Origin of the sequence: Oceanibaculum indicum P24, assembly GCF_000299935.1 — a bacterium.
Taxonomy (GTDB): Bacteria; Pseudomonadota; Alphaproteobacteria; order Oceanibaculales; family Oceanibaculaceae; genus Oceanibaculum; species Oceanibaculum indicum.
This window is the reverse complement of sequence record NZ_AMRL01000002.1, coordinates 77,529-92,775: the sequence shown is the minus strand read 5'-3', so window position 1 is coordinate 92,775 and position 15,247 is coordinate 77,529. Positions and strand designations below refer to the sequence as shown.

General features: G+C 65.2%; 15 protein-coding genes. 8 read left to right on the top strand and 7 right to left on the bottom strand.

Features of this window, described 5'->3' with window-relative positions:
- Positions 1-154 precede the first annotated feature (154 nt).
- On the top strand, positions 155-2,287 hold the full coding sequence (gene pnp / locus P24_RS02290) for a polyribonucleotide nucleotidyltransferase (RefSeq protein WP_456319829.1): 2,133 nt from the start codon (positions 155-157) through the stop codon (positions 2,285-2,287).
- 72 nt (positions 2,288-2,359) lie between these two features.
- Positions 2,360-3,082, top strand: a complete 723-nt coding sequence (locus tag P24_RS02285) for a glycerophosphodiester phosphodiesterase family protein (RefSeq protein ID WP_008943077.1) — start codon at positions 2,360-2,362, stop codon at positions 3,080-3,082.
- A gap of 3 nt (positions 3,083-3,085) precedes the next feature.
- Here the strand turns inward: P24_RS02285 and cysK are convergent, their stop codons facing one another.
- The 5 genes from cysK to irrA all read right to left on the bottom strand — a co-directional run bounded on the left by cysK (position 3,086) and on the right by irrA (position 7,434).
- Positions 3,086-4,045 carry a cysteine synthase A gene (gene cysK / locus P24_RS02280; RefSeq protein ID WP_008943076.1) on the bottom strand — a complete coding sequence of 320 codons (960 nt, stop codon included), beginning with the start codon at positions 4,043-4,045 and terminating at the stop codon, positions 3,086-3,088.
- Between the two features lie 145 nt (positions 4,046-4,190).
- On the bottom strand, positions 4,191-4,787 hold the full coding sequence (locus P24_RS02275) for a DUF3501 family protein (RefSeq protein WP_008943075.1): 597 nt from the start codon (positions 4,785-4,787) through the stop codon (positions 4,191-4,193).
- Positions 4,788-4,823: 36 nt separating this feature from the next.
- A complete protein-coding gene (locus tag P24_RS02270; RefSeq protein WP_008943074.1) occupies positions 4,824-6,161 on the bottom strand; it encodes a heterodisulfide reductase-related iron-sulfur binding cluster in 1,338 nt (445 codons plus the stop codon).
- Positions 6,162-6,291: 130 nt separating this feature from the next.
- Positions 6,292-6,714, bottom strand: coding sequence for a rubrerythrin family protein (locus P24_RS02265; protein WP_008943073.1), 423 nt, complete (start codon positions 6,712-6,714; stop codon positions 6,292-6,294).
- Positions 6,715-7,002: 288 nt separating this feature from the next.
- The gene (gene irrA, locus P24_RS02260) at positions 7,003-7,434 is read right to left on the bottom strand and encodes an iron response transcriptional regulator IrrA (protein WP_008943072.1); all 432 of its coding nucleotides are present in this window, start codon (positions 7,432-7,434) and stop codon (positions 7,003-7,005) included.
- 293 nt (positions 7,435-7,727) lie between these two features.
- Between irrA and fabA the strand changes: the two genes are divergently transcribed.
- The 4 genes from fabA to P24_RS02240 are packed head-to-tail and all read left to right on the top strand — an operon-like array spanning position 7,728 to position 11,186.
- Positions 7,728-8,270: a bifunctional 3-hydroxydecanoyl-ACP dehydratase/trans-2-decenoyl-ACP isomerase gene (fabA, locus tag P24_RS02255; RefSeq protein ID WP_008943071.1), complete on the top strand. Its 543-nt coding sequence runs from the start codon at positions 7,728-7,730 to the stop codon at positions 8,268-8,270.
- Positions 8,271-8,273: 3 nt separating this feature from the next.
- On the top strand, positions 8,274-9,488 hold the full coding sequence (fabB, locus tag P24_RS02250; protein WP_008943070.1) for a beta-ketoacyl-ACP synthase I: 1,215 nt from the start codon (positions 8,274-8,276) through the stop codon (positions 9,486-9,488).
- 5 nt (positions 9,489-9,493) lie between these two features.
- On the top strand, positions 9,494-10,360 hold the full coding sequence (locus P24_RS02245) for an enoyl-ACP reductase FabI (protein WP_008943069.1): 867 nt from the start codon (positions 9,494-9,496) through the stop codon (positions 10,358-10,360).
- A 37-nt stretch (positions 10,361-10,397) separates the two neighbouring features.
- Complete coding sequence (locus tag P24_RS02240) at positions 10,398-11,186, top strand: HesA/MoeB/ThiF family protein (protein WP_008943068.1); 789 nt, start codon at positions 10,398-10,400, stop codon at positions 11,184-11,186.
- Here P24_RS02240 and P24_RS02235 read toward each other — a convergent pair.
- Both P24_RS02235 and P24_RS02230 read right to left on the bottom strand, forming a co-directional pair.
- Positions 11,161-12,108, bottom strand: coding sequence for a DMT family transporter (locus tag P24_RS02235; protein WP_008943067.1), 948 nt, complete (start codon positions 12,106-12,108; stop codon positions 11,161-11,163). The two genes, P24_RS02240 and P24_RS02235, sit on opposite strands and share 26 nt — an antisense overlap.
- A gap of 81 nt (positions 12,109-12,189) precedes the next feature.
- A complete protein-coding gene (locus tag P24_RS02230; RefSeq protein WP_008943066.1) occupies positions 12,190-13,182 on the bottom strand; it encodes a 2-hydroxyacid dehydrogenase in 993 nt (330 codons plus the stop codon).
- Between the two features lie 207 nt (positions 13,183-13,389).
- Here P24_RS02230 and P24_RS02225 point away from each other — a divergent pair, with 207 nt between their 5' ends.
- Positions 13,390-13,893, top strand: coding sequence for an SH3 domain-containing protein (locus tag P24_RS02225; protein WP_237740151.1), 504 nt, complete (start codon positions 13,390-13,392; stop codon positions 13,891-13,893).
- Positions 13,894-13,965: 72 nt separating this feature from the next.
- A complete protein-coding gene (gene zapE, locus P24_RS02220) occupies positions 13,966-15,141 on the top strand; it encodes a cell division protein ZapE (protein ID WP_008943064.1) in 1,176 nt (391 codons plus the stop codon).
- The last annotated feature ends 106 nt before the right edge of the window (positions 15,142-15,247 follow it).

Sequence of the window (15,247 nt, the reverse complement as noted above, 5' to 3'; positions counted from 1 at the left end):
AAGAGAAAGCAAGAACTGGAACCCGACCATATGGGTCGTCGATAAGCTGGGCATCGCCGCCGACAAGGGTCGGCGAGGACGAGCCGGCCCCACCGCCTCCCATAGATCATCAGCTCTTCTGACCGGACGCGCGGGTTCCGCACGACGAGGATATATCCGTATGTTTACCGTTTACCGTAAAGAAATCGAGTGGGGCGGCCGTACGCTGGTCCTGGAGACCGGCAAGATCGCGCGTCAGGCGCATGGCGCCGTGATGGCCACCTATGGCGAGACCACGGTGCTGTGCACCGCTGTTGGCGCCAAGGCCCCCAAGGAAGGGCAGGACTTCTTCCCGCTCACCGTGAATTACCAGGAGAAGACCTTCGCCGCGGGCAAGATCCCCGGCGGCTTCTTCAAGCGCGAAGGCCGGCCGACCGAGAAGGAGGTGCTGACCTCCCGCCTGATCGACCGCCCGATCCGCCCGCTGTTCCACCCCTCCTACCGCAACGAGACGCAGGTCGTCTGCACCGTCCTCAGCCACGATCTGGAAAATGATCCGGACATCGTCGCGATGGTTGGCGCGTCTGCTGCGCTGACCCTGTCGGGCATGCCCTTCATGGGCCCGATCGGTGCCGCGCGCGTCGGCTACAAGGATGGCGAATACATCCTGAACCCGCTGCAGGAAGAGGTTTCGACCTCGCAGCTGGATCTGGTGCTGGCCGGCACGCAGGAAGGCGTGCTGATGGTCGAATCGGAAGCCCATGAGCTGTCCGAGGAGATCATGCTGGGCGCTGTCACCTTCGGCCATGACGCCATGCAGGCGGTGATCGATGCGATCATCGAGCTGGCCGAGCAGGCCGCGAAGGAGCCGTGGGACCTTACCCCGCCGGCCGAGGGGCTGGACAAGCTGCAGGCCCGCGTGGCCGAGCTGGGCCGCGCCAAGCTGGTCGAGGCTTACAAGGAGACCCAGAAGGCCGAGCGCTACGCCAAGGTCGGCGCGGTGAAGGACGAGGTGAAGGCCGTGCTGGCGGGCGAGGAAGGCCTGCCGCTGGACAAGCTCGGCTCGGTGCTGAAGGAGCTGGAGGCCGACGTTGTGCGCGGCGCCATCCTCGACACCGGCCTGCGCATCGATGGCCGCGACACCAAGACCGTCCGTCCGATCGTGTCGGAAGTGGGCGTGCTGCCGCGCACCCACGGCTCGGCGCTGTTTACCCGTGGCGAGACCCAGGCCATCGTCGTGACGACGCTGGGCACCGGCCAGGACGAGCAGATCATCGACGCGCTGGAAGGCGAATACCGCGAAAACTTCATGCTGCACTACAACTTCCCGCCCTATTCGGTCGGTGAGGCTGGCCGCATGGGGTCGCCGGGCCGCCGTGAGATCGGTCATGGCAAGCTGGCCTGGCGCGCCCTGCGCCCGCTGCTGCCGGCGAAGGAAGACTTCCCCTACACCATCCGCATCGTCTCGGAGATCACCGAATCCAACGGTTCCTCCTCGATGGCGACGGTGTGTGGCAGCTCGCTGTCGATGATGGATGCGGGCGTGCCGCTGAAGCGCCCGGTGGCTGGTATCGCCATGGGCCTGATCAAGGAAGGCGACCGTTTCGCCGTCCTGTCGGACATCCTGGGCGACGAGGATCACCTCGGTGACATGGACTTCAAGGTGGCCGGCACCGAGCAGGGTGTGACCTCGCTGCAGATGGACATCAAGATCACCTCGATCACCAAGGAGATCATGAAGATCGCCCTGGATCAGGCGAAGGGTGGCCGGCTGCACATCCTGGGCGAGATGGCGAAGGCACTGACCGGTGCGCGCGAAGGCGTGTCCGAGAATGCGCCGCGCATCACCACCATCAACATCCCGAAGGACAAGATCCGCGACATCATCGGCCCGGGCGGCAAGGTGATCCGCGAGATCTGCGAAGTGACCGGCGCCAAGATCGACATCGACGATGATGGTGTGGTGAAGGTTGCCGCCGTCAGCGACGAGTCGAGCCAGAAGGCGATCAACTGGATCCGCGAGATCGTGGCGGAGCCGGAGGTCGGCGTGATCTACACCGGCAAGGTCGTGAAGGTCATGGATTTCGGCGCCTTCGTGAACTTCCTGGGCCCGAAGGATGGCCTCGTCCACATCTCCGAGCTGGCCGAGGGCCGGGTCGGCAAGGTGACGGATGTGGTCGATGTCGGCGCCACCGTGAAGGTGAAGGTGCTGGGCTTCGATGACCGCGGCAAGGTCAAGCTGTCGATGAAGAAGATCGATCAGGAGACCGGCGAGGACCTGTCGAAGAAGGACGATGCGGCCGAGTAAAACCGGCGCTTGTCTGAACGGCATTGGGGCGGCACCTTCGGGTGCCGCCTCTTTCGTGTGGAGAGTTTAGATATGGAATTTCCGAGGATTGTCGGCCATCGCGGGGCCGCCGCGCTGGCGCCGGAGAACACGCTGGCCGGCTTCCGCAAGGCCGCCGAGGCCGGTGCCAAAATGGTGGAGCTGGATGCCAAGCTGAGCGCCGACGGCATTGTCATCTGCCACCACGACAATGTGCTGGGGCGAACCAACAATGGCGAGGGGCCAGTGGCGGAGCAGAGCTTCGCCGCGCTGCGCGCGCTGGATGCCGGCGGCTGGTTCGGCCCGGATTTCGCGGGCGAGCGCATCCCGACCCTGGCCGAAGCGCTGGAACTGATCGCCGAGCTCGGCATGGGCGTGAATGTCGAGATCAAGCCCTGCCCCGGCCGCGAACGCGAGACCGCCGCCGCCACGGTAAAGATCGTACAGGAGAACTGGAAGAGTGATGCCCCCTTCCAGTTCTCCAGCTTCAAGCCGGCGGCGCTGGAAGTGGCACTGGCCGAGGCGTCGGACCTGTCGCGCGGCTATCTGACGGACGATTTCAAGGAAGGCTGGCTGGAGGATGCGGCGCGGCTGAAGTCGGTCAGTGTGAACGGCAATTTCCGCCGCTACACGAAGGAACGGATCGACGCGGTCCATGCCGTCGGCATGAAGGCGCTGGCCTATACGGTCAACGAGCCGGCGGATGCCGCCCGCCTGCTGGCGGACGGCATGGATATCCTGGTCACCGACTGCCCGGACAAGCTGCTGGCGCTGTAGCCCTTACAGCCCGTCGAACAGGGCGGTCGAGAGGTAGCGCTCGGCGAAAGACGGGATGATGGCGACGATGCGCTTGCCCGCCATCTCCGGCCGCTTGCCGACCTCAATGGCGGCGGCCAGAGCGGCACCCGAGGAGATGCCGACCGGCAGCCCTTCCAGCCGGGCCGCCTCGCGCGCCGTCTTCATCGCCGTCTCGTTGCCGATGCGGACGATCTCGTCGATCAGGCCGGTCTGCAGGATGTCCGGCACGAAGCCCGCACCAATGCCCTGAATCTTGTGCGGGCCCGGCTGGCCGCCGGACAGCACCGGGCTGTCCTCCGGCTCCACCGCAACGGTCAGGAAGCCGGGCTTACGCTGCTTCAGCACCTCGGACACGCCGGTCAGCGTGCCGCCGGTGCCCACACCGCTGATCAGCACATCCGCCGTGCCGGCGGTATCGGTCCAGATTTCCTCCGCTGTGGTGACACGATGGATCGCCGGGTTGGCGGCATTCTTGAACTGTTGCGGCATGAAGGCACCCGGCGTGGCGGCGACAATCTCCTCCGCCTTGGCGATGGCGCCCTTCATGCCCTTGTCGGCGGGGGTCAGCTCAAGCTCGGCGCCCAGCAACTTCAGCATCTTGCGGCGCTCGACCGACATGCTCTCCGGCATGGTCAGGATCAGCCGGTAGCCCTTGGCGGCCGCCACGAAGGCCAGCGCGATGCCGGTATTGCCGGAGGTCGGCTCGACAATGACCGCGCCCGGCTTCAGCGCGCCCGCCTTCTCGGCGGCATCGATCATGGCGAAGCCGATGCGGTCCTTCACCGAGGCCAGCGGGTTGAAGAATTCCAGCTTGCCGATGATCTCGGCCTGCACGCCATGCGCCTCGGCCAGCCGGTTCACCCGGACCAGCGGCGTCGCGCCGATGGTGTCCAGGATGCTGTCATAGATCTTGCCGCGAAAGTCTGCCTGCTGCCCTGACATAACACACCTCAAATCAGTGAAATTATAGAATATACGAATTCGTCACGTATTTGAGCATGCGGTGGGCGAATGGCAAGGACAAACAGAAACCCCCGCGGCTGTGCAGCGCGCGGGGGCCTGTATTATTTCCAGTAATGCGGAAGGCTCAGTCGAAATCCTTCGCCAGCGCCTCGCGCACCGCTTCGGGCATCACCGTCATGTGCGGGTAATTCTCGTGGCTGAAGCCCAGCACCACCTCGGCGCCCGGCTTGCGGAAGGCCGCGATCTGCGCCTCGGTGAAGGGGAAATGCACGAACTGCACGGAGGATGCCTTGCCGTCCGCCGTGGTGCGGTCGAGATCGTCCTCGGCGACACCCTTCACGGTCTCGCCACCGACCTTGATGAACATCTGGTGTTCGATGCCACCGAGGGTGGCCAGCACACGGCGACGGCGCACCTCGTCATCGATCTCGAACATCACCGTGGCGACCAGCTCGCGCCCCTGCGGGATCAGCGGGTTGTAGGCGCTCAGCTCGTCCTCGACCTGCTCATCGCCGCCCTTCTCGATGTAGAGCATCTCCTGAACCTGGCTCAGCATAGTCTCGAAATTCTCGAAATAGAAGGTAGCGTGCGGGCCGACCGCCAGGCGCCGGTTCTTCTTCAGCGCCACGACGGCGCTGCGGCGCTCCTTGCGGATCTTCATGTAGTCAGGCAGCGGCAGGATATCCGCGTGCGTGATCTGCTTTGCCGTAGCAGGCATCATGGGACCTCCGTTTGCGTCGTTATGAGCGGTCGCCGCTCACAGCCCGTAGGCCTTGGCGACCAGCTCGATGGGGTGTTCGGACTGGCTGGGAATGGCGGCGTCCTTCTCGATCTCCTCCATCCCCTGCAGAATGTGCAGGCCGGCCAGCGGGCATTCGGAGACGACATATTTGTTCGCCTCCTTCAGCGCCTGCCGGGCAACCGGCTTTCCGACCTTCAGGGCGATGTCGAAATTCTCCTTGAAGATACCCCAGGAGCCGCCATGGCCGGAGCAGCGCTCGATCACCGAGACCTTGGTGTCCGGGATCAGGCGCAGCATCTCGGCTGCCTTCTGGCCGATATTCTGGGCGCGGGCATGGCAGGCGATATGGACGGTGACACCGCCATCCAGCGCCTGGATGCCCTCAGCCAGCCCTTCCTTCTTGGCGATATCGACGACGTACTCGCTGATATCCTTCGTCGCCGCTGACAGCCGCTTCACATCCTCATCATCCGGCACGATCAGCGGCCATTCGAATTTCAGCATCAGTGCGCAGGACGGCGTCAGCGCCACGATGTCGTAGCCCTTGTCGATCCAGGGCTTCATTTCCTGGGCGACGGATCGCGCCTTCTTCGCCACCGATTCGATGTCGCCCTGTTCCAGCTGCGGCATGCCGCAGCAGGACGGGTAGACCACCTCGGTCTCGACACCGTTCTTCGCCAGCACCCGGCGCGCGGCCATGCCGGTGTCGGGATTGTTGTAGTTCACGAAGCAGGTGGCGTAGAGCGCCGCCTTGCGGCCGTAGGCCGGGGCGGCCGTATTGACCTCCGGCACGTCGCTCTTGGCGGCGCGGGTGAAGGTCTTGGAATGGAACTTCGGCAGCGCGGCGCGCTTGTCGATGCCGCCGGCCTTCTCCATCAGGCCTCGGGTCGTGCCGTTCTTCAGATCGGTCGCCCAGTTGGCGATGCCGGCGACGGGAGCGGCCAGCTTGCCATTGCGGTCGGTCTCGGTGACCTGCTTCTCGACGAAGGGCGTGCCCTGCTTCTTCCGCTCGACGGCGCGGTAGCGCAGCATCAGGTGCGGGAAGTCCAGGTTGAACTCGTGCGGCGGCACATAGGGACACTTGGTCAGGAAGCACATGTCACACAGCGTGCAGGCGTCCACGACCGGCTTGAAGTCCGCCGAGCTGACGGAATCCAGCTCGCCCGATTCCGATTCGTCGATCAGGTCGAACAGGCGGGGGAAGCTGTCGCACAGATTGAAGCAGCGGCGGCAGCCATGGCAGATGTCGAATACCCGGCGCAGCTCCTCGTCGAGCTTCGCCTCATCATAGAAATCCGGGTCGGTCCAGGCCAGCGGGTGGCGGGTCGGCGCCTCGAGACTGCCTTCCTTCATGCTGCTTCTCCCCTAAGGCGCGCCTGGATCGTTCCGGCGCGGCAATGATTTAAGGAATGCCTTGAAAGAATAATTTGGAAAAGGCGAAGCTCCCCGCCGGTTGCCTGGCGGGGAGCCTCATCCGGACAGCTTAGCTGTTCAGGCTGTCGAGGGCCTTCTGGAAGCGGCCGGCGTGGCTCTTCTCGGCCTTCGCCAGGGTCTCGAACCAGTCGGCGATCTCGTCGAAGCCTTCCTCGCGGGCGGTGCGCGCCATGCCCGGGTACATGTCGGTGTACTCGTGCGTCTCGCCGGCGATGGCGGCCTTCAGGTTCAGGTCGGTGGCGCCGATCGGCTCGCCGGTGGCCGGGTCGCCGACGCTTTCCATGAACTCCAGATGGCCGTGCGCGTGGCCGGTCTCGCCCTCGGCGGTCGAGCGGAACACGGCGGCAACGTCGTTATAGCCCTCGACGTCGGCCTTCTGGGCGAAATAGAGGTAGCGGCGGTTCGCCTGGCTCTCGCCGGCGAACGCTTCCTTCAGATTGTCGAAGGTCTTGGAACCCTTCAGATTGGCCATGACTCTCTCCTTCCTGCTCTCGCATGTATGAAGCCGGAGCCGATGCCGTGATGTCCGATTGCGGATCGATGGCTGGGGTTCGGCGCCGGGCTGTCGATCACTTCAACGTGAGTGGATATGGAGCGAAGCCGGAGGCAAGTCAATAGATTTGAATTGTTCCAAACGGAATTTTAACCGCTTGTTACAAAATAATATTTTGAATGAAACTCATTCTCACACGGCCCCGTCACCACCACCGCGCGGGGTAATTAAATACCGCTAATTGCAACCCTCAGCGGGCCGTCCCCTTCAGCCGGCCGCCCGCGGTTCGCGCCGTACGCGGATGATAACCTCGACGCTGTCGATCTCCGTACCCTCGGGCGGCAGCGGCAGCTCGCCCAGCGCGATATCGCCGGCCGGGATGTCCATCAGGTCGCCGCTGTCGGTGACGAAGAAATGATGGTGCCTGCCGGTGTTGGTGTCGAAATAGGATCGGCTGGCCTCCACCACCACTTCGCGCAGCAGCCCGGATTCGGTGAACTGGTGCAGCGTGTTGTAAACCGTGGCCAGCGAGACCGGCACCCTGGCTTCCAGCGCCTCGCCATGCAGCTGTTCGGCGGTCACATGGCGGTCGCCAGTGCCGAACAGCAGCTGTGCCAGCGCCAGGCGCTGACGGGTCGGGCGCAGCCCGGCCGCCTTCAGCCGCTCGATGTTGTGGGTGTGGGTACGGAGTCTGTCCATGCTTCTTTGCCTGCCTGCGGCGCCGTGCCTGCGGGTAATCTGATATATTTATATATAGTCGTTCTAAAAGATGTCCATGCCGCTGCGCAAGGCCCGGCTTTCGGTTCTGTTACACTTCGACGCCGTTTCAATAAACCGGCGGGGGTTGCGTCGTGCCGCCGGGCCTGCCATTTGTGGTTTCGCTGGAACGCGCTGTTCGGCTAGAATCGCTGGCCATGGAGGGCTGGCGGGCGCGTTACGGCGTGCATTGCCAGATATGGCCGCAAGCAAACAGGAAAGAAGCCTCAGCCAACATGGCCGACCGTAAGCAAACATACGATTATCAGGATCTGCTGGCCTGTGCGCATGGCGATCTGTTCGGACCCGGTAACGCGCAGCTGCCGCTGCCGCCCATGCTGATGTTCGACCGAATCACGGAAATCCGCGAGGAAGGCGGCGAGCACGGCAAGGGCATCGTGACCGCTGAATTCGACATCAATCCGGACCTCTGGTTCTTCAAATGCCATTTCGAGAATGACCCGGTGATGCCGGGCTGCCTCGGCATGGATGCGCTGTGGCAGCTGCTGGGCTTCTTCCTGGGCTGGGGCGGCTCGCCAGGCGCCGGGCGCGCGCTGGCCGTGGGCGAGGTGAAGTTCATGGGCCAGGTGCTGCCGACTGCGAAGAAGGTGGTCTATGCGCTGGACATCAAGCGCGTCATTCGCCGCAAGCTGGTGCTGGGCATCGCCGATGGCCGGGTGATCTGCGACGGCGAGACGATCTACGAGGCGAAGGACATCCGTGTCGGGCTGTTCCAGCCGGAAACCGCCCCGGCGGCGGCAATGGCGGCAGGGAGCTGAGCCATGCGTCGTGTTGTCGTTACCGGTCTCGGCGTCATCTCCTCCATCGGCAACAGCGCCGATGAGGTCTCCAGCGCGCTGCGCGCCGGCACATCGGGGATCGTCCCGGCCGAGGACTACAAGGAAATGGGGTTCCGCTGCCAGGTGCACGGTTCCCTGAAGATCGACCTGGAAGAGACGATTGACCGCAAGCTGCTCCGCTTCATGGGGCCGGGTGCGGCGTACAACTACCTCGCCATGGAACAGGCCATCGCCGATTCCGGGCTGGAGGAGAAGGACGTCGTCAATCCGCGCACCGGCCTGATCATGGGCTCGGGCGGGCCGTCCACCAGCAACATGATGCTGGCCTTCGACACGGCGCGCGAGAAGGGGCCGAAGCGGGTCGGCCCGTACCAGGTGCCGCGCTGCATGTCGAGCACCAACTCCGCCTGCCTGTCCACCTTCTACCAGATCAAGGGCGTGAACTATTCGATCAGCTCCGCCTGCTCGACCTCGGCGCATTGCATCGGCAATGCGGCGGAACTGATCCAGCTCGGCAAGCAGGACATCGTCTTCGCCGGCGGCGGCGAGGAGCTGCACTGGACCATGTCGGTGCTGTTCGACGCCATGGGCGCCATGTCCTCCAAGTACAATGATACGCCGGAAAAGGCGTCCCGGCCCTACGATGCCGGGCGCGACGGCTTCGTGATCTCCGGCGGCGGCGGCGTGCTGGTGTTGGAAGAGTTGGAGCATGCGAAGGCGCGCGGCGCCAAGATCTATGCCGAGGTGGTCGGCTATGGCGCCACCTCCGACGGCCATGACATGGTGCAGCCCTCGGGCGAGGGTGCGGTGCGCTGCATGCAGATGGCGCTGCACGGAGTCGAGGGGAAAGTCGATTACGTGAACACCCACGGCACCGCGACGCCGGTGGGCGACCAGCGCGAGACCGATGCGCTGCGCCAGGTGTTCGCCGAGGATATGCCCGTCATCGCCTCCACAAAGTCGCTGACCGGCCATTCCCTGGGGGCGGCCGGCGTGCATGAGGCGATCTACACGCTGCTGATGATGCGTGACGGGTTCATCGCCGCGTCCGCCAATATCGAGACCATCGACGAGGCGTTCGCCGACCTGCCCATCGCCCGCACGGCCATGGACAAGCAGATCGACCTCGCCCTTTCCAACAGTTTCGGCTTCGGCGGCACCAATGCTGTCCTGGCCCTTCGGCGCTATAACGGCTGACATACATGGCAAGCATCGACAAACCGCTGACCGATTCCGCCGCTCCGGCAGCGGACGGTGCCGCGCCGCAGCTGCTGATGGCCGGCAAGCGCGGGCTGATCATGGGCGTCGCCAACGATCATTCGATCGCCTGGGGCATTGCCAGGGCGCTGGCCGCGCATGGCGCGGAACTAGCCTTCACCTACCAGTCGGACTCCTTCGCCCGGCGGGTCGGTCCGCTGGCGGAATCCGTCGGCTCCGACATCACCCTGTCCTGTGACGTGGTGTCGGAAGCCAGCATCGATTCCGCCTTCGACGGGCTGTCGAAACGCTGGGACCGGCTGGATTTCGTGGTCCACGCCATCGCCTATTCCGACAAGACGGAGCTGAAGGGGCGCTATCTCGATACCACGCGCAACAATTTCCGCCGCACGCTGGATATCTCCTGCTTCTCCTTCACCAACATCGCCAAGCGCGCAGCCCCGCTGATGAGCGAGGGCGGCAGTCTGGTGACGCTGTCCTATCTGGGCGCGGAGCGGGTGACGCCGAACTACAATGTCATGGGCGTGGCCAAGGCGGCGCTGGAGGCGAGCGTGCGCTATCTCGCCGTCGATCTGGGCGAGAACAACATCCGGGTGAACGCGATCTCCGCCGGGCCGATGCGCACGCTGGCGGGCTCGGCGATCAGCGATGCCCGCTATGTGTACCGCTTCACCCAGACCCATTCGCCGCTGCGCCGCAACGTCACGCTGGACGAGATCGGCGGCGCCGGCCTCTATCTGCTGAGCGACCTGTCGGCGGGTGTGACCGGCGAGGTGCTGTATGTGGATTCCGGCTTCAACGTGACGGCGATACCGCAGCCCGGCCGGGAGCAGGCGCCGGAAGAGGCCTGACCGTCCCGCTGACCCCATTACCCTGGGGGAGTGGCCCATGGAACTGAACGACGAGCAATTCCATCGCTATGCCCGCCATCTCATCCTCGACGAGGTCGGGGAGGAGGGGCAGGAGAAGCTGCTGGGGGCGCGGGTGCTGGTCATCGGCGCCGGCGGCCTCGGCGCGCCGCTGCTGATGTATCTGGCCGCCGCCGGTGTCGGCACGCTGGGCGTTGTCGATTATGACGAGGTCGAGCTGTCGAACCTGCAGCGCCAGATCATCCACGGCACCGCCGATCTGGGCCGGCTGAAGGTGGATAGCGCCATCGACACGGTGCGGGCGCTCAATCCAGGCATCGACATCATCGCCCACCGCGAGAAGCTGACGCAGGACAATGTGGCGGCGCTGGTCGCCGGCTACGACATCGTCGCCGACGGGTCAGACAATTTCGACTGCCGCTATTTGCTGAACGATGCCTGTTATTTCGCGCGCAAGACGCTCGTGTCCGGGGCGCTGCTGCGCTTTGAGGGGCAGATTTCCGTGTTCAAGGCGCATGAGGCGGGCTGCCCCTGCTATCGCTGCCTGTTCCCGGAAAAGCCGCCGGCCGACCTGATCCCGCGCTGTTCCCAGGCGGGTATCCTGGGGGCGGTGGCCGGTGTCATCGGCACGCTGCAGGCAACCGAAATCCTGAAGGAAATCCTTGGCCTCGGCGACAGTCTCGCCGGCCGGCTGATGCTCTATGACGCGCTGTCCAGCCGGTTCCAGACGGTGAAGATTCCCAAGGACCCGGACTGCCCGCTCTGCGGGACAGCCCCCAGCATCACGGAGATCCGGCAGGTCGCCTGAGGGTTATCCGGCGCCACAGCCGCCCGTCGATGGCGGCCAGCCCGCACAGGATGCCGGCAAGGCCCAGCATCTGCATCGGCGCCAGCCGTTCGCCCAGTACCAGCGCGCCCAGCAGGATGGCGCTCGCCGGCACCAGGAAGGTAACCAGCGCGACATTGGTTGCGCCTGCCTTCGCCAGGATGCGGAAGAAGATCACATAGGCGAGCGCCGTGCTTGCAACCGCCAGTGCTACGATGGCGGCGATGGCCTCGGCCGGCGGCACCGGCAGGCTCCAGGGCGCCTGGAATGTCAGGATAATTGGCGTGAGGATCAGCGCCGACATGGAAAGCTGCCCGCAGGCCAGCGCCATCGGCGGGCGATCGCGGAAGCGCCGGCCGAAGATATTGGCGCAGCCATAGGAGAAGGCGGCCCCGACAATGGCAAGCTGCGCCAGCGTCGTGCCTAGCCCCGCCCCGCCGAGGCTGGCCAGCGCGTCCGGCCCGATCATCGCCACCACACCGGCAAGCCCTATCAGCAGCCCGGCCAGCTTCGCCCCGGTGATGCGCTCGTCCCGCGTCAGCAGATGCGCCAGCAGTACGGTGAAGAAGGGCGTCGTCGCGTTCAGGATGCCGGCCAGGCTGGCGCCGATCTCCTGCTGGCCCCAGAAGATCAGCGCGAAGGGGGCGACATTGTTCAGCATCCCCATCACCGCGACCTCGCGCCAGAATCGCCCGTCGCGCGGCAGCCGGACGCCGAAGGCCGGCAGCAGCGCCAGCAGGATGGCGGCGGCAATGCAGACGCGCAGCCAGACCACGACCAGCGGCGGCACATGGGTGACGGCGATCTTGGCGAACAGGAAGGAGCCGCCCCACAGCACCGACAGGACGATCAGCAGCAGCCATTCCGTTGGCCCCATCAGCGGGGCGGGCACGGTCGGACGCATCGCGGTGTTCCTTGGTCGTTGCCGGAAGGGGCAATGAACGGGATTGGAAGGGCTGCCGCCACCCGCTTCTTGCGCGGATGTTTAGAACATCTGCTCCAGCACGCGGTCGGGCGGGGTGTGGCCGTCGATGAAGGTCTTGATGTTGATGATGACCTTCTCGCCCATATCGATGCGGCCCTCGATGGTGGCCGAGCCCATATGCGGCATCAGCACCACATTGTCGAGTTCCAACAGCTTCGGGTTGATTGCCGGCTCGTGCTCGAAGACATCTAGGCCGGCGCCGGCGATCTCGCGCCCGGCCAGTGCGCGTGCCAGTGCATTCTCGTCGATCACCTCGCCGCGCGAGGTGTTCACCACGATGCTGGTCGGGCGCAGCAGTTTCAGCCGCCGGGCGGAGAGCAGGTGATAGGTCGCCGGCGTGTGCGGGCAGTTGATCGAGATCACATCCATGCGAGCCAGCATCTGGTCCAGGCTCTCCCAGTATGTGGCCTCCAGCTCTGCCTCGATGTCGGGATGGACGCGCCGCCGGTTGTGGTAGTGGATCGACAGGCCGAAGCCCCGCGCGCGCTTCGCCACCGCCTGGCCGATCCGTCCCATGCCGATGATGCCCAGCCGCTTGCCGCCGATGCGGTGGCCCAGCATCAGCGTCGGACCCCAGCCTTCCCAGGTGCCGGAGCGCACAAGCCGCTCGCCCTCGGTCAGCCGGCGCGACACGGCAAGCACCAGCGCCATCGTCATATCGGCGGTGTCTTCGGTCAGCACGCCCGGCGTGTTGGTGACGGTGATGCCCTTCTGCCGCGCGGTCGCCAGGTCGATGTGATCGACGCCGGTACCGAAGGAGGCGATGAGCCGCAGCTGCGGGCCGGCCTGCGCCAGGATGCGGGCATCCACGCGGTCGGTAACGGTCGGCACCAGCACATCGGCCACCTTCACCGCCTCAATCAGCTCCGCCGGGGTCATCGGCCGGTCGTCGAGGTTCAGGCGCGCGTCGAACAGCTCCATCATGCGGGTCTCGACCGCGTCCGGCAGCTTGCGGGTGACCACGATGGTCGGTTTCTTGGCGCTGTTCGGCATTGTCCCGTCCCTGCCTTCCTCTTGGGCCTTCCTCTTGACCCTGTTTCCAGCCCTGCCCTTGCGACAGACCCTAGCATGATGTAGCGCAGGCGCGCATCCCGCCCGCTTGACCTGTACCGGGTGAAAGCTGCACCGTTATAATACGCCGTCTGCTAGGGTCCAGCTTTCCGATACGCATCCGCCACCGAATCGATGACATCAGCCACATTGCCCCGCCGAATCCTCCTGCCTGCGCTGGCCTGCCTTGCGATGCTGGTGGCGCTGCTGCCGGCGCTGGTCCAGGCACAGCAGAGCCCTTCCGGCCTGCCGATCCCGCGCTTCGTCTCGCTGCGCTCCGGCGAGGTGAACATCCGCACCGGCCCCGGCGTGCGCTACCCCATCGACTGGGTGTTCCTGCGCAAGGACATGCCGGTGGAGATCGTCGCCGAATTCGATACCTGGCGGCGCATCCGCGATGTCGAGGGCACCGAGGGCTGGGTGCATCAGAGCCTTTTGTCGGGCAAGCGCACCATCGTCTTCACCGCGCCGCTCGCCAGTTTGCGGCGCGAGCCGACGGAAAGCGCGCCGCTGGTGGCAAAGGTGGAACCCGGCGTGATCGGCGAGCTGCAGGAATGTCGCCCCGCCTGGTGCCGGGTCAAGGCGGCGGGCCTCACCGGCTGGGTGCAGCCGATCGAGACCTGGGGCGTCTATCCCGACGAATGGATGCGCTAGAGATTCTTTCTTTGTTAACCGCTGTCGGTTAAATCCTTGGCGGACCGATCATCCAGACCCACATGGCAGGGCATGTCCGACGGACCGCTTCATCTCTACCGGCAGCAGAAGGCCGAGGGCGCGCTGAAGCCCGACCAGCATCAGGAGCTGGCGGTCGAGAAGCTGCAGAGCCTGCATAATGCCTTGAAGAACCACCGCCCGAATGGCGGTGGCGAGGAAGGCTGGTTCGCGCGCTTCGGCTTCGGGCGTCGGCACAAGGATGTCACGCCGCCGCCGCAGGGCATTTATTTCTACGGCCCGGTCGGGCGCGGCAAATCCATGGTGATGGATTTGTTCTTCGCCGGCGCGCCGGTCGAGAAGAAGCGCCGCGTGCATTTCCACGAATTCATGGCCGAGGTACATGGCCGCCTGCACCGGCTGCGCCAGCAGGCGAAGAAGGAAGGCGGCGACCCGATCCCGCCGACCGCGAAGGAGATCGCCGCCGAGGCCTGGCTGCTCTGCTTCGACGAGTTCGACGTGAACGACATCGCCGATGCGATGATCCTGGGCCGGCTGTTCGAGGCGCTGTTCGCGCTGGGCGTCGTCGTGGTCGCCACCTCCAACAAGGCGCCGGACGATCTTTATAAGGGCGGGCTGCAGCGCGAGCGCTTCCTGCCCTTCATCGACCTCGTAAAGCAGAAGCTGGACGTGCTGTCGGTCAGCGGCGACACCGATTACCGGCTCGACCGGCTGCGCGGCATGCCGGTCTATCACGCGCCGCTGGACGAGAAGGCGGCCGCAGCGCTGGAGAATATCTTCCGCGAGCTGACTGATGGCGCGTCCGGCGCGCCGGACAATGTCAGCGTGCTGGGCCGCCTCGTGCCGGTGCCGAAGGCGGCGCGCGGCGTTGCCTGGTTCACCTTCGACGATCTGTGCCGCAAGGCGCTGGGCGCTTCCGATTATCTCGCCATTGCCGACCGCTACCATACGGTGATCGTCGAGGGCATACCGCGCCTCGGCAAGGAGAACCGCAACGAGGCGCGGCGCTTCATCCACCTGGTTGATGCGCTGTACGAGCGCAAGGCGAACTTCGTCTGCTCCGCCGAATCGGCGCCGGAGACGCTGTACCGGGAGGGCGATGGCGCCTTCGAGTTTCAGCGCACGGTCAGCCGCCTGATGGAGATGCAGTCGGCCGATTACATCGCTGCCCCGCATCTGGGCCGGGCGGCGGAATCGTCCGAGCCCGAAGCCGTGGCGGCAGCACAATGAGCGATTCTGGAGAAGGGATTGTTTCAGCGACCGCTTTCCCTTGCCCCCTCCTCGAAATCGCGCTAGTAACCCGACACTTTTTCGCGGCGCGGCAGGCCATGGCGGC

Excerpts from the sequence above, each read along its gene's own strand:
- P24_RS02230 (WP_008943066.1), bottom strand. The coding sequence starts at position 13,182 with ATGCCGAACAGCGCCAAGAAACCGACCATCGTGGTCACCCGCAAGCTG.
- P24_RS02275 (WP_008943075.1), bottom strand. The coding sequence starts at position 4,787 with ATGATGCCTGCTACGGCAAAGCAGATCACGCACGCGGATATCCTGCCG.
- fabA (WP_008943071.1), top strand. The coding sequence starts at position 7,728 with ATGGCCGACCGTAAGCAAACATACGATTATCAGGATCTGCTGGCCTGT.
- P24_RS02245 (WP_008943069.1), top strand. The coding sequence starts at position 9,494 with ATGGCAAGCATCGACAAACCGCTGACCGATTCCGCCGCTCCGGCAGCG.
- P24_RS02265 (WP_008943073.1), bottom strand. The coding sequence starts at position 6,714 with ATGGCCAATCTGAAGGGTTCCAAGACCTTCGACAATCTGAAGGAAGCG.
- zapE (WP_008943064.1), top strand. The coding sequence starts at position 13,966 with ATGTCCGACGGACCGCTTCATCTCTACCGGCAGCAGAAGGCCGAGGGC.
- fabB (WP_008943070.1), top strand. The coding sequence starts at position 8,274 with ATGCGTCGTGTTGTCGTTACCGGTCTCGGCGTCATCTCCTCCATCGGC.
- P24_RS02270 (WP_008943074.1), bottom strand. The coding sequence starts at position 6,161 with ATGAAGGAAGGCAGTCTCGAGGCGCCGACCCGCCACCCGCTGGCCTGG.
- irrA (WP_008943072.1), bottom strand. The coding sequence starts at position 7,434 with ATGGACAGACTCCGTACCCACACCCACAACATCGAGCGGCTGAAGGCG.
- cysK (WP_008943076.1), bottom strand. The coding sequence starts at position 4,045 with ATGTCAGGGCAGCAGGCAGACTTTCGCGGCAAGATCTATGACAGCATC.
- P24_RS02240 (WP_008943068.1), top strand. The coding sequence starts at position 10,398 with ATGGAACTGAACGACGAGCAATTCCATCGCTATGCCCGCCATCTCATC.
- P24_RS02285 (WP_008943077.1), top strand. The coding sequence starts at position 2,360 with ATGGAATTTCCGAGGATTGTCGGCCATCGCGGGGCCGCCGCGCTGGCG.
- P24_RS02235 (WP_008943067.1), bottom strand. The coding sequence starts at position 12,108 with ATGCGTCCGACCGTGCCCGCCCCGCTGATGGGGCCAACGGAATGGCTG.